This window comes from Streptomyces hazeniae, from assembly GCF_031845485.1.
In the GTDB taxonomy this organism is placed as follows: Bacteria; Actinomycetota; Actinomycetes; order Streptomycetales; family Streptomycetaceae; genus Streptomyces; species Streptomyces hazeniae.
Genome location: NZ_JAVREQ010000029.1, coordinates 36,470 through 49,273 on the forward strand (window position 1 = coordinate 36,470; position 12,804 = coordinate 49,273).

Sequence of the window (12,804 nt, forward strand, 5' to 3'; positions counted from 1 at the left end):
AAGGTCGTGGTCGTGCTCTCTGCACGCCACAACATGGTTGAAGGCTAAACTATTCCGGCGGACGGGGAACCGTTTCCACCGGGACCACGACATGCGGAAGGGCCCGCACGACAGGCGTCGTGCGGGCCCTCCGTGCCGGCCGGAGCCGGCGAAGCGCTCACCAGGAGCAGGAACCGAAGGTCACTTGTTGATCTTGGTGACCTGGCCGGCGCCCACGGTCCGGCCACCCTCGCGGATGGCGAACTTGAGGCCCTCCTCCATGGCGACCGGCTGGATGAGCTGGACGCTCATCTCGGTGTTGTCGCCCGGCATGACCATCTCGGTGCCCTCGGGGAGGGTCACCACGCCGGTCACGTCCGTGGTACGGAAGTAGAACTGCGGGCGGTAGTTGTTGAAGAACGGGGTGTGGCGACCGCCCTCGTCCTTCGACAGGATGTACGCCTGCGCCTCGAACTCCGTGTGCGGGGTGACCGAGCCCGGCTTGATGATGACCTGGCCGCGCTCGACGTCCTCGCGCTTGATGCCACGGAGGAGCAGACCGACGTTCTCACCGGCCTGGCCCTCGTCGAGCAGCTTGCGGAACATCTCGATACCGGTAACGGTGGTGGAGGTCTTCTCCTCCTTGATACCGATGATGTCGACGTTCTCGTTGACCTTGAGCACACCGCGCTCGATACGGCCGGTGACGACCGTACCGCGACCGGTGATGGTGAAGACGTCCTCGATGGGCATGAGGAACGGCTTGTCGGTGTCGCGCTCCGGCTCCGGGATCGCCTCGTCGACGGCCTTCATCAGGTCGACGACGGACTTGCCCCACTCGGCGTCGCCCTCGAGCGCCTTCAGCGCCGAGACCTTGACGACCGGGACGTCGTCGCCCGGGAACTCGTACTCGGAGAGCAGCTCACGGACCTCGAGCTCGACGAGCTCCATGATCTCCTCGTCGTCCACCATGTCGGCCTTGTTCAGGGCGACGACGATGTACGGCACGCCGACCTGGCGGGCCAGGAGCACGTGCTCCTTGGTCTGCGGCATCGGGCCGTCGGTGGCGGCGACCACGAGGATGGCGCCGTCCATCTGCGCGGCACCGGTGATCATGTTCTTGATGTAGTCCGCGTGACCCGGGCAGTCGACGTGCGCGTAGTGACGGTTCTCCGTCTGGTACTCGACGTGCGCGATGGAGATGGTGATACCGCGCTGACGCTCTTCGGGCGCCTTGTCGATGTTCTCGAACGCCGAGGCCTCGTTGAGGTCCGGGTAAGCGTCGTGCAGCACCTTGGTGATCGCCGCGGTAAGAGTGGTCTTACCGTGGTCGATGTGACCGATGGTGCCGATGTTGACGTGCGGCTTAGTCCGCTCGAACTTCGCCTTCGCCACTGGGGTCCTCCTGTGGACTGGTGCTGTACGCCCACCACGCTCTGCGGTGGGGTTCAGGTGGTCGTACCGAACCGGTCAGGACCCCGAGGGGGACGCCCTTGACCGTTTCGTCTTCTGGGCGGGGCTCCGGGGCCCGTTCCAGATCCTGCGGATCTGGAACGGTATGCCCCGAATGCCTTTGCTCCAGCCTAATGGGTGAGTGCAGCCGGCGAACCGGAGTTACTCGCCCTTGGCCTTCGCGATGATCTCCTCGGCGACGTTCTTGGGAACCTCACCGTAGGAATCGAACTGCATCGAGTACGCGGCACGACCGGAGGTCTTGCTGCGCAGGTCACCGACGTAACCGAACATCTCCGAGAGCGGCACCAGGCCCTTGACGAGCTTGGCGTTGCCCCGGTCCTCCATGGACTGGATCTGTCCACGACGGGAGTTGATGTCACCGATCACGTCGCCCATGTAGTCCTCGGGCGTGGTGACGTCGACGGCCATCAGCGGCTCGAGGAGGGCCGGGGAGGCCTTCCGTGCGGCCTCCTTGAAGGCCATCGAACCGGCGATCTTGAACGCCATCTCGGAGGAGTCGACCTCGTGGAACGCGCCGTCGAGCAGGGTGACGCGCACGCCGGTGAGCGGGTAGCCCGCCAGCACGCCGAACTCCATGGCCTCCTGGCAGCCCGCGTCCACGGACGGGATGTACTCCCGCGGGATACGGCCACCGGTGACCTTGTTGACGAACTCGTAGCCGTCGCCCTCGAGGGGCTCGAGCTGGATCTGCACCTTCGCGAACTGGCCGGAACCACCAGTCTGCTTCTTGTGCGTGTAGTCGTGCTTGTCGACGTTCCTGCGCAGCGTCTCGCGGTAGGCCACCTGCGGCTTGCCGACGTTGGCCTCGACCTTGAACTCACGCTTCATACGGTCGACCAGCACGTCGAGGTGCAGCTCGCCCATACCCGCGATGATGGTCTGGCCGGTCTCCTCGTTCGTCTTGACCTGGAAGGACGGGTCCTCCTCGGCCAGACGCTGGATCGCGACGCCCAGCTTCTCCTGGTCGCCCTTGGACTTCGGCTCGATGGCGACCTCGATCACCGGGGCCGGGAAGTCCATGGACTCGAGGATCACGGGGTTGGACGCGTCGCAGAGCGTCTCACCGGTGGTGGTCTGCTTCAGACCCATGACGGCGACGATGTCGCCGGCACCCACCGATTCGATCTCCTCACGCTTGTTGGAGTGCATCCGGTAGATCTTGCCGATGCGCTCCTTCTTGCCCTTGAGCGCGTTCAGCACCTGCGTACCGGTGTCCAGGCGACCCGAGTACACGCGGATGAAGGTGAGCTTGCCCAGGTGCGGGTCGCTCGCGATCTTGAACGCCAGGGCGGCGAACGGCTCCTCCTCCGAGGGCTTCCGCTTCAGGACCTCGTCCGGGTCCTTCACGGAGTGGCCCTCGATGGCCTCGACGTCCAGCGGCGACGGCAGGTAGCTGCACACCGCGTCGAGCAGGGGCTGCACGCCCTTGTTCTTGAACGCGGTACCGCAGAACACCGGGGTGACGGTGATGGTGCCCTCGGCGCCGGTGGAGGCGAGGGTGACACGGCGGATCGCCGCGATGAGCTGCTCCTGGGTGGGCTCCTGGCCCTCCAGGTACAGCTCCATCATCTCCTCGTCGTTCTCCGCGACGGCCTCGAGCAGCTTCCCGCGCCACTCCTCGGCGGCCTCGGTGTGCGTGTCGGGGATGTCGACCACGTCGTAGGCCTCGCCGAGCTTGGTCTCGGCGGACCAGACGAGCGCCTTCATCTGCACCAGGTCGACGACGCCCTTGAAGTCCGCCTCGGCGCCGATCGGCAGCTGCATGACCAGCGGAACCGCACCCAGGCGGCTCTCGATCATGTCGACGCAGCGGTGGAACTCCGCACCGGTGCGGTCCAGCTTGTTGACGAAGCAGATCCGCGGGACGCCGTACCGGTCGGCTTGACGCCACACGGTCTCGGACTGCGGCTCGACGCCGGCGACACCGTCGAACACCGTCACGGCACCGTCGAGCACGCGCAGGGACCGCTCCACCTCGACGGTGAAGTCGACGTGCCCGGGGGTGTCGATGATGTTGATGGTGTGGTCGATGTCGTTGAGCGGCCAGTGGCAGGTCGTCGCGGCGGACGTGATGGTGATGCCGCGCTCCTGCTCCTGCGCCATCCAGTCCATCGTGGCAGCGCCGTCGTGGACCTCACCGATCTTGTAGCTGACGCCGGTGTAGTACAGGATCCGCTCGGTGGTGGTCGTCTTGCCCGCGTCGATGTGGGCCATGATCCCGATGTTGCGGACCTTGGCCAGGTCAAGTGAAGTGGTAGCCATAAGGCTTCAGTCTTCTCTCGGTCTCTCGATGGGGTCTGCGACTACCAGCGGTAGTGCGCGAAGGCCTTGTTGGACTCGGCCATCTTGTGGGTGTCCTCGCGCTTCTTCACGGCGGCGCCGAGCCCGTTGGAGGCGTCGAGCAGCTCGTTCATCAGACGCTCGGTCATCGTCTTCTCGCGGCGGGCGCGGGAGTAACCCACGATCCAGCGCAGCGCGAGGGTGGAGGAACGGCCGGGGCGGACCTCGACCGGAACCTGGTAGGTGGCGCCACCGACGCGACGGGAGCGGACCTCGAGGGTCGGCTTGACGTTCTCGAGCGCGCGCTTGAGCGTGATGACCGGGTCGTTGCCGGACTTCTCGCGCAGACCCTCCATGGCGCCGTAGACGATGCGCTCGGCGGTGGAGCGCTTGCCGTTCAGCAGCACCTTGTTGATCAGGGAGGTCACCAGAGGAGAGCCGTAGACCGGGTCGATGATGACCGGGCGCTTCGGGGCGGGGCCCTTACGAGGCATGCTTACTTCTCCTTCTTGGCGCCGTAGCGGCTGCGAGCCTGCTTGCGGTTCTTGACGCCCTGCGTGTCGAGGGAGCCGCGGATGATCTTGTAGCGAACACCCGGCAGGTCCTTCACACGGCCGCCGCGCACGAGCACGATGGAGTGCTCCTGCAGGTTGTGGCCCTCACCCGGAATGTAGGCGGTGACCTCGATCCCGCTGGTCAGTCGCACACGGGCGACCTTGCGCAGGGCCGAGTTCGGCTTCTTCGGGGTGGTGGTGAAGACACGCGTGCAGACGCCGCGGCGCTGAGGCGAACCCTCCAGTGCGGGCGTCTTGTTCTTCTCGACCTTGTCCTGCCGGCCCTTGCGGACCAGCTGCTGGATCGTAGGCACAGATTCTCCGTTTTCTGTGTGCCGTCTCGGTAAAGCTAACCTGGAACACTTCTCCGACCCACGCGGTCGGGTGTGTCGGGGCCTGCACAGCCCCCCGCCTGCGAAAACGTGCCGCGAGCGGGACTTCCCTTACGGGAGAAGCGTGCAGACACCGGTATCCGACGTCACCCGTTCCTGGCGTCGATGCGCACAGGAAGGGCAGGGGATACCCCAGGCACAAGGTCAGAGCCTACCTACCGCGTCCGCACTGGTCAAAACAAGTACCCGCGCGGCCCCCGGGCGATCAATCGGCGGCGATGCCGATGAGGATCAGCAGCACGAAGCAGACCCCGATCCAGCCCAGTACCAGCCCCGCGATGGCCCAGCCGTCGCCCCGCTCCCCCGTCCGCCGGATCTCCGCCCTGGCCTTGTGCCCGAGGATCACCGCGGGGACGCCGGTGAAGCCGGCGCTGAACGGCGCGAGCAGACCGCACACCAGCGAGCCGATCGCCGCGCCGTTGGCAGGCGGCTGCGCATACGGGACGGGCGGCGGGTACGGGGACGCGGGCGGCCCGAAACCGCGGTACGCCGGATACCCCGGGAACGGCCCCGGGAAGGGGCGGGGCTGCTGGAACACCGCCGGCACGCCACCGGGCCCCTGCGGCAGGTCCGCGGCGAGCAGCTGGAGCTCCTCGACGGTGCGCGCGGCAAGCGCCCGGGCGGCCCGCTGGTCGTGCTCCTCACGGGTCAGTCGACCCTCCGCGTAGGCGGCGCGCAGCACGTCGACCGTCCGCTCCCGGTCCGCGTTTCCAGCCAGCATCTTCCGACCTCCCCGTGGCCCCTCCCATAAGGAGTGGACGACCCATCATCCAGGACGCAAGCGGCCTCCGTACAGTTCCCCCACCCGTAACGACGTGCTCCGCTAGGGTTACCAGGGAGGGGGCGAGTGTGGGCACCGAGGGCGTATCCATCAACGAGACGTTCGGTGACGGCGGCACGGCCCGGCCCACGGGCCGGGATCCCGGCAGCCGAACCGGGCTCGGCGACCAGGTCCCGTTCCTCGCCCGGCTCGAAGCACACGACCGTGCGGCACTGCTGGCACTCGGCCGCCGCCTGCGGTTCGCCCCGGGTGACGCCCTGCTCCGTCAGCATGAGCCCTCCACGCACGTGTTGTTCGTGCTGCGCGGCTGGACCAAGGTGAGCAGTGAGGCGGCCAACGGCTACGAGGCGCTGCTCGCGCTGCGCGGGCCCGGCGACATCGTCGGCGAAGTCGCCGCGCTCAGCGGCCGACCACGCTCGGCGACCGTGCGGGCGATGGGTGAGGTGCAGGCCGTCGCGGTCGACCAGGAACGCTTCACCGCCTTCCTCGCCAGCACCCCTCATGTCGCACTGCGCCTGCTCTCCCTGACCACCGACCGGATGCGGGACAGCGACAGTCGCCGCCTGGAGTTCGCCGCGCTCAACGTCCGCGAACGGCTCGCCATGCTCTTACTCGAACTGGCTCGCACTCACGGCGAACACACCGACGAGGGCATCCGCCTCACCTCCGGGCTCTCCCAGTACGAGCTCGCCGGCTCGGTCGGCGCGTCCCGGGAGGCCGTCGCCCGGCTGCTTCGGGAGCTCAGGCAGCGCGGCATCGTACGAACCGGCCGCCGCGGCCTGGTCCTCGTGAAGCCGGAACAGCTTCGCCGGATGCGCCGCGCGGACTGACCCGCGCCGCCCCTCCCCCGACACTCTCCCGGCCCAGGAGTCGTTCTGTGCACTCGGTCACAGAGGCTGTGTGCAGTCGGCCCTCGTAGCGCTCGGCGATCCACGGGATGGTGAGGGACCTCCCCGCCGAGAAGTCGAAGGGCCACCATGGGCGAACCCGTGAACCGGACGATCCTGCTGTTCGACATCGAGCAGTTCGGGCGCCGCGACGACGTAGAGCAGGCGTTCCTGCGGCGCTCGTTGCACGACGTCGTCGAGGACACCCTGTCCGCAGCCGACGTCGAACCCACCCAGCAGTACCGGGAGGACCGCGGCGACGGCCTCATCCTGCTGCTGAGCGGTGACGTCTCCAAGGTCGCGCTCCTCCGGGCCCTGCTGACGTCCCTGCCGGACGCCCTGAGCAACTACAACCGGCTCGCCGCGGCGAGCACGCAGATGCGGCTGCGGATCGTGCTGGCCGTCGGGGAAGTCGCACTGGACCCGCGGGACGGAACCCTCGGCGGCGTGGTCGGCCACGACCTCAACCAGGCCTGCCGCCTGCTGGACGCCGAGGTGCTACGCGACGCGCTGCGTTCGAGGCAGCGCTCGGCGAGCGTGGTGTGCGTCTCGGACACGATCTACCAGGGCGTCGTGCGGCACGGGCACCGCGGCGTGGCGGCCGACGCCTTCCACCGGGTCGGCGTCCTGGTGAAGGAGGGCGAACTGACGGCCTGGCTGCACGGTCCACCGGCCGAGGACCCCGCAGACCGGGGTGCGGAGCCGGAGACCGGCCGGGGCACACGGAGGACGGGGGGCGGTGCGCCGACAGCAAGGGGACCCGCCCCGGGCACGCCGGCGGACACAGGCGGGGGCGTCGTCTTCGAGGGCTCACCGGACATCGGCGGATCCGTGGCCGGGCGCGACCTGCACGGAGTCTCCGGCGGCCACGTCGCCGGGGACGTCTACCTCGGCAGCCGACGGGAGGACCGCAGGTGACCCCTCCTGAACAGGGTCAGGAGCCGCCGAAGAGCCCCGGAGCGGACGCCCGCCCCGCTTCCCGCGACGCGGCCCCCGAACGCGATCGCGCAGGTGACGGGCGGAAGGACGACGACGGTCCGGAGCGGGACGGGAACGCCGACGCAGAGGGGCGGGAAACGGCCGACGATCCCGCCGACGGCGAGCAGGAGAAGCCACAGCGCGCCTGGGACACCCGCCGCGAGATCCTGCGTCACAGCCCCGGCATCATGCTCGGCCGGAAGTCCGCCGTCGGCGGGTCGGTGGCGGGACACGACCTGCACGGCGTCTCGGGCGGCCACGTCGCCGGGGACGTGTACCTCGGGGGCAGGACGGAATACCACGTCGCCGCGGACGGGCCTGTGCACGCCTCCGGTGAGATCCGCGCGGCCGAACTCGACCGGATGGCCGCGGTCTTCACCCGAGGCGAGGACGACGCGGGCTTCGCGGAGGCGCTCGAGCGGCTCCGCTCCGAGCGCATCGTGGTGCTGACCGGAGCCCCCTCCACCGGAAGGCGCCTGGCAGCGCTGATGCTGCTGCGCGAGGTCGGAGCCGTACCCGTCCGGGTCCTGGACCCCACCGTCGCCCCTGGCAAGCTCCGCGACCAGCTCACGGGCGGACACGGCTACGCACTGTGCGACCTGGCCGCCGGGCGGGAGCGCCCCCTGCGCGAACACCACCTGCGGGCCGTCGCCGACGAACTACGGTCTGGCAAGGGCTATCTGGTGATCACCGCCGAGGGGTCGGCGGTGCAGGCGGGCCCTCCGCCGGTGCCCTGGCGGCAACCCGCGCTGGACGCCATGCTCCGGTGCCACCTGCAGCGTCTGGTCGAGGACCCCGAGGCGACGCAGCGCTTGCTGGCCCTCCCGGCTGCGGCGGACTTCCTCCGGCGCGACCACCGTCCCGGGGAGGTCGCGCGCTTCGCACATGCGCTCGCCGACCACCACGCCGGCCGGACGACCCCTGAGGATCTCGAACAATTCAGCCGGGCCGCCGTCCGCGACCAGGTCCGAGAGTGGTTCGACGACGCCGAACTCCTCCTGCACGACAAGGCGTTCTTAGTCTCGCTGGCGGCCTTCGACGGGACGCCGTTCCCGCTCACCGCCGAGCTCGGCGACACGCTCTACGCCCTCCTCCAGCGCACCGAGAACCCCGACGAATCACCCCGCATCCCCGTCTTCAGCACCTCCACCGCTCAGCGCCTCGAACTCGCCCGGGCCGAGACCCGGGAGCAGCGCGAGGACACCGAGTGGGGGCCCGTCCACCAGCGGACGGCGCACTTCCGTAATCCGTCGACGTCGCTGGAGCTGCTGCGCGAGGTATGGACCGGCCACCCCTCGTCACGACCCGGTCTGCTCGCCTGGCTGCGCCGCCTCGCCGAGGACGGCCGCCCGCTGGTGCGCACCCGCGCCGCCGCCACAGCCGCCGTGCTCGCCTCCGCGGACCTGCCCTCCGCCATGGCGTTACTGATCGGCCCCTGGGCGCTCGCCAGGCAACACCGCCTGCGGGTCGCCGCCGTCACCGCACTCACCCTGATGCACACACTCGGCACGCCCAACGTGCCGCAGATCCTGCGCGAGTGGAGCACCGACCCGCGCCCGGCCATGCGCTGGACCGCCGTCCGCACCTACGCGGTGGCCGGCGAGGACTTCCCCCAGGAGGCGCTGTCCGCTCTGATCGACGCGGTACGAGCAGCGGACGACGGGTCCTTCTCCACTGATGCCCGGCAGGAGCTGGACGAGATCGCCGAATCGGCGGCCATGCTGCTGCTCGCCGGCACGGAGGGGAACGTCCTCCCCGACCTGGTACCGCTGCTCACGGAACCACGACCAGTGCGCAGCGTCGTCCAGCAGGCGTTCGTGCTGGCCTGTACTCAGACCGACGGCGGGGACGAGAGCGGACGCCCGGTGCTGCTGGACCGGTACGCCGGGACCGCCGACGACGCGGAGGGCACGCCGGGTGCGGCCTACCGGCACGGCCTGACGGCGCTGTGGCGCGCGGTGCTCAACGACCGCACCCGCACCCGCGACGCGCTGGAGGTGCTCCGCTCCTGGGTGCGTCTCGCCGACCGTGACGAAGGGGCGGAGTGGTCGCTGGCCTGGCTGCTGCACACGCTCGTCGCGACCGGCGACGACCGGGAGCGGCTCGTCCACATGCTGCGGAACCTGCGCGGCACGGACGGCGGGCCGCAGCCGGAGGCCGCCGGCCGCCTGCTCGCCTACCTCACCGCGGCGAACCCCCCTCAGACCCCGCACGTTCCGCACCCCTCGCGGCCGGAATCCGCGCCGCCCGCACGACCGAGGAGTTGACGCCATGGTCAACCGTCCACCCCAGTGGCATCAGGCGGCCAACCGCCACACCTCGCTCACGGACCCCGTGATCACCATCCAGGAGCTGTCCCGCTTCAAACCGCTGCGCACCACCCGCATCGACTACGCGCTCGTGTTCACCACGGCCCGGGGCACGTACGACACCTACCTTCCGCCCCGACGACCCGGCCGCGCGGACTTCACCACGAAGCGCTGGCAGACCGTCTACGAGGTGGACATGGGCGTTCACCGGTCGGACACGCGGCTGTCCCTGCCCAGCGACGACGACGCGTTCTCCTTCGGCGTCGCGGTGGACATCACCTGGCAGGTCACCGACCCGGCGCGTTTCGTGGCCAGCGGCGAGCGGGACGTCAACGCGCTGGTCGCGCGGCAGGTCGAGCAGCTTGCCCGGCACGTGAGCAGGCAGTTCCCCGTGCAGGACAGTCCCGGCGCGGAACGCTCGGTGCAGAAGGCCGTCGAGGCATCCGGCCCGCTGGGCGAACAAGAGGGCCTGCGCGTCAGCTGCATCCTGCGGCTGACTCTTGACGAGGACACCCTCGCCCACCGCCGCGACCTGCGGAACATGCGGTACGAGGGGGAGAAACTCGACCCCGCCCACGAACTGCGGATGCGGGAGGACGCCCTCGCGGCCGAACGCGCACTCGCCCAGGAACGGCAGCACCACCACATCGCTGTGGAACGGCAGACGCTGGGCCACCAGCGGGCACTGCTGCACGGCGAGCAGCAGGTGGAGCTGCAGGCCATCGAGGCCAAGAAGATCGAGTTCTACCAGTACCACCTGCAGCAGGGCGGGGTGCGCGCCTGGGCGTTCCACCTCGCCCAGCACCCGGAGGACTCGCGGCTGGTGCTGGAGAACATGCGCGAAGACCAGCTCCGCCTGCTGCAGACCCAGATGGAGCTCGCCAGTCAGGTGATCAGCGGCAAGGACGGCCTGGAGGAGCACGAGATGGCCGAGCCGCGGCGGCTCGCGCTCCAGGCGATGCACGAGATCCTGCAACGGAGGCTGCCGGGGGTGGTCTCCTCGCCCGAGCTCCCGCAGGGTGGCGACCCGTCCGCGGCCGACCGGCCGGGGACGAGTCGCCAGGCACAGCCGGGTCCGGACCCGCACGCCGCCGCAGACCCGGCACGGCCCACAGCACCGCCGGGAGAGTGCGGACCGCCGTCACAGGCGCCGCCCCCGCCGGGACCGCCTCCCGGATACGGCTATCCGCAGCGCGCAGGGGAGGCGTCCAGGAACGAGGCCGGGCAAGGCGACAGCGACGCGCCGTCAGGACCGCGCGAGGTCGACGGCGGAGGGCAGCCGTGACCGCGCCCACGCCGCCCACCGCCGCGTCCGGCACCGCCCCTCCCGATGCGGACCCGGACGTCCGGGCGACGGCCCTGCGTCTACTGGCCGACCTGCGCGCGGAGACCGCCAAGGCCGACACCAAGGCATCGGTGCTGATGGGTGCACAGAGCCTGGCGGCGGGCATCCTCTTCGGGCTGCTCGCCGACGGCGAGTGGCGTCCGTCGAACCTCCCGGCGGTAGGCACCGCGCTCTGGTGGTTCGGCTCACTCTCGTTCGTGACGTCGCTCGGCTCCCTGCTGATGGCCGTTCTCCCCCGGTACACCAGAAGTACCTGGCAGCCCGGCCTGCCGGTCGCCTACTTCGCCGACATCAGCCGTGCCGCTGCCCGGGGCCAGCTGGCCCGTGCGCTGGCGGACACTGCGCGCGACCCCGCCGCCGGCGTCGTCGCCTCACTGACCGAACACAGCCGCATCGTGCAGAGCAAGCACCACTGGATACGCGTCGGCCTGGCGGCCTTCTGCACCGGCTGCGTCCTGCTACCGGGCGCCCTGCTGATCGGCTGAGTGGAGAGGACACCGCATGACCCACCCACCCGAACCGCCCGTCTACCCGGGCGAGGAACCCGTCGGCCCGTCAGCCGGCGGTGCGGCCGGGCCGCCCGTGTATCCGTCCGGCGCGCCCACATACCCCGCGGACGGGCCGGCCTACCCCGGAGCGGAGCCCACCTACCCCGCGGGAGGGCCGCCACCCGCCTACCCGGTTGCCGCATCGGACCGACCCCCCGTCGAGGGGCCGTCCGCCCCGGCACCCGGACCGGACGAGGACGACCTCGATTTTCAGCAGGGCAGGCTGCACCTCGGTGCGACGCAGCGTCGCGCCGACGCCGCCACCTGGAGCAGCCTGGTCTTCCAACTGCCTGCCTTCGTCATCAGCCTGGTCCTGGTGTCCCTGCTCGCGTACCTGGTGTTCGACTCACTGGCGTGGCTTTTCGTCCTGGCGTGGCTGGCGTCCGGCGCCCTGGTCTTCCACCGGCCGACGGAGTCGGCGTTCGCCCGCCAGGTCCTCCGGCTCCGCTACCCCACACCCCAGGAGCGGGCCCGGCTGGAGCCGGTATGGACGGAGGTCACCCGCCGCGCGGGCGTATACGGCTCCACATACGAGCTGTGGATCGACGAACGGGACGCCGTCAACGCCATGGCGTCGGCCGGCCATATCGTCGGAGTGACCGGACGATCCTTGCGGACCCTGCCGAACAGCCAGCTCGCGGCCGTGCTCGCACACGAACTGGGGCACCACACCAGCGGTCACGCCTGGTCGACGCTGCTGGGCTACTGGTACGGCCTGCCCGCGCGCGGTGCGTGGGCGGCGGCCCGGGGGGTCACCTTCAAGCTGCTGCACGGATCGGGTTCCGCGCCCCTGGCGGGCGGCTGCCTGATGCTGATGCTGGGCTGCGGGATCCTGTCACTGCTGATCTCCGCTTGGTGGCTGGTGCTGCCCGCGGCGATCGCTCCGTTCGCACTTGCCTGGGCATCCCGCAAGGCGGAGCTGAGCGCGGACGAGCATGCGGCGAAGCTGGGCTTCGCACCGATGCTGGCCGAGGTGCTCAAACAGGAGTACGAGGCGGAACAGGCAGCGGCCGCCACTCCCCCACCGTCGGCAGAGCCGCAGGCGCCACCCGGGCCCTACGGCCGACCGGGGCCGCACCATGTGCCCGGGCCCTACGGCCCTCCCGGCCAGTACGGCGGGCCGCCGCCGCACGTGCCGCACCAGCGGCCGCAACCGAAGACGCCACAGCCGCCCAGCGGTCTGGTTCGGCTGCTCACCACGCATCCCGAGTACCACACCCGGCTGCACCACCTGCAGCCGTACCTCGACGGCCCCGGCTGACCGGGCCCGCACAT

Annotated in this window: 11 protein-coding genes; 6 read left to right on the forward strand and 5 right to left on the reverse strand. The window is 70.1% G+C overall.

The annotated features are described in order from the left end of the window. Window positions 1–180: 180 nt before the first annotated feature. The 5 genes from tuf to RM572_RS25015 form a co-directional block, all read right to left on the reverse strand. The gene (gene tuf / locus RM572_RS24995; protein ID WP_311675648.1) at window positions 181–1,374 is read right to left on the reverse strand and encodes an elongation factor Tu; all 1,194 of its coding nucleotides are present in this window, start codon (window positions 1,372–1,374) and stop codon (window positions 181–183) included. Between the two features lie 219 nt (window positions 1,375–1,593). Then, window positions 1,594–3,717, reverse strand: a complete 2,124-nt coding sequence (gene fusA / locus RM572_RS25000) for an elongation factor G (protein ID WP_027763401.1) — start codon at window positions 3,715–3,717, stop codon at window positions 1,594–1,596. Between the two features lie 41 nt (window positions 3,718–3,758). After that, complete coding sequence (gene rpsG, locus RM572_RS25005; RefSeq protein WP_027738898.1) at window positions 3,759–4,229, reverse strand: 30S ribosomal protein S7; 471 nt, start codon at window positions 4,227–4,229, stop codon at window positions 3,759–3,761. A 2-nt stretch (window positions 4,230–4,231) separates the two neighbouring features. Beyond that, complete coding sequence (rpsL, locus tag RM572_RS25010) at window positions 4,232–4,603, reverse strand: 30S ribosomal protein S12 (protein WP_003948652.1); 372 nt, start codon at window positions 4,601–4,603, stop codon at window positions 4,232–4,234. A 283-nt stretch (window positions 4,604–4,886) separates the two neighbouring features. After that, the gene (locus tag RM572_RS25015) at window positions 4,887–5,402 is read right to left on the reverse strand and encodes a DUF1707 and DUF4190 domain-containing protein (RefSeq protein WP_311675649.1); all 516 of its coding nucleotides are present in this window, start codon (window positions 5,400–5,402) and stop codon (window positions 4,887–4,889) included. A gap of 128 nt (window positions 5,403–5,530) precedes the next feature. Between RM572_RS25015 and RM572_RS25020 the strand changes: the two genes are divergently transcribed. The 6 genes from RM572_RS25020 (at window position 5,531) to RM572_RS25045 (ending at window position 12,790) form a co-directional block, all read left to right on the forward strand. Continuing rightward, window positions 5,531–6,292: a Crp/Fnr family transcriptional regulator gene (locus RM572_RS25020; protein ID WP_311675650.1), complete on the forward strand. Its 762-nt coding sequence runs from the start codon at window positions 5,531–5,533 to the stop codon at window positions 6,290–6,292. Window positions 6,293–6,451: 159 nt separating this feature from the next. Then, complete coding sequence (locus RM572_RS25025; RefSeq protein ID WP_311675651.1) at window positions 6,452–7,267, forward strand: hypothetical protein; 816 nt, start codon at window positions 6,452–6,454, stop codon at window positions 7,265–7,267. Then, on the forward strand, window positions 7,264–9,594 hold the full coding sequence (locus RM572_RS25030; protein WP_311675652.1) for a hypothetical protein: 2,331 nt from the start codon (window positions 7,264–7,266) through the stop codon (window positions 9,592–9,594). Before RM572_RS25025 ends, RM572_RS25030 begins: the two co-directional genes overlap by 4 nt. Before the next feature lie 4 nt (window positions 9,595–9,598). Then, window positions 9,599–10,921 carry an SPFH domain-containing protein gene (locus RM572_RS25035; protein ID WP_311675653.1) on the forward strand — a complete coding sequence of 441 codons (1,323 nt, stop codon included), beginning with the start codon at window positions 9,599–9,601 and terminating at the stop codon, window positions 10,919–10,921. Continuing rightward, the gene (locus tag RM572_RS25040) at window positions 10,918–11,466 is read left to right on the forward strand and encodes a Pycsar system effector family protein (RefSeq protein WP_311675654.1); all 549 of its coding nucleotides are present in this window, start codon (window positions 10,918–10,920) and stop codon (window positions 11,464–11,466) included. The genes RM572_RS25035 and RM572_RS25040 overlap by 4 nt, the downstream gene beginning before the upstream one ends. Before the next feature lie 16 nt (window positions 11,467–11,482). Then, complete coding sequence (locus RM572_RS25045; protein ID WP_311675655.1) at window positions 11,483–12,790, forward strand: M48 family metalloprotease; 1,308 nt, start codon at window positions 11,483–11,485, stop codon at window positions 12,788–12,790. Window positions 12,791–12,804 lie beyond the last annotated feature (14 nt).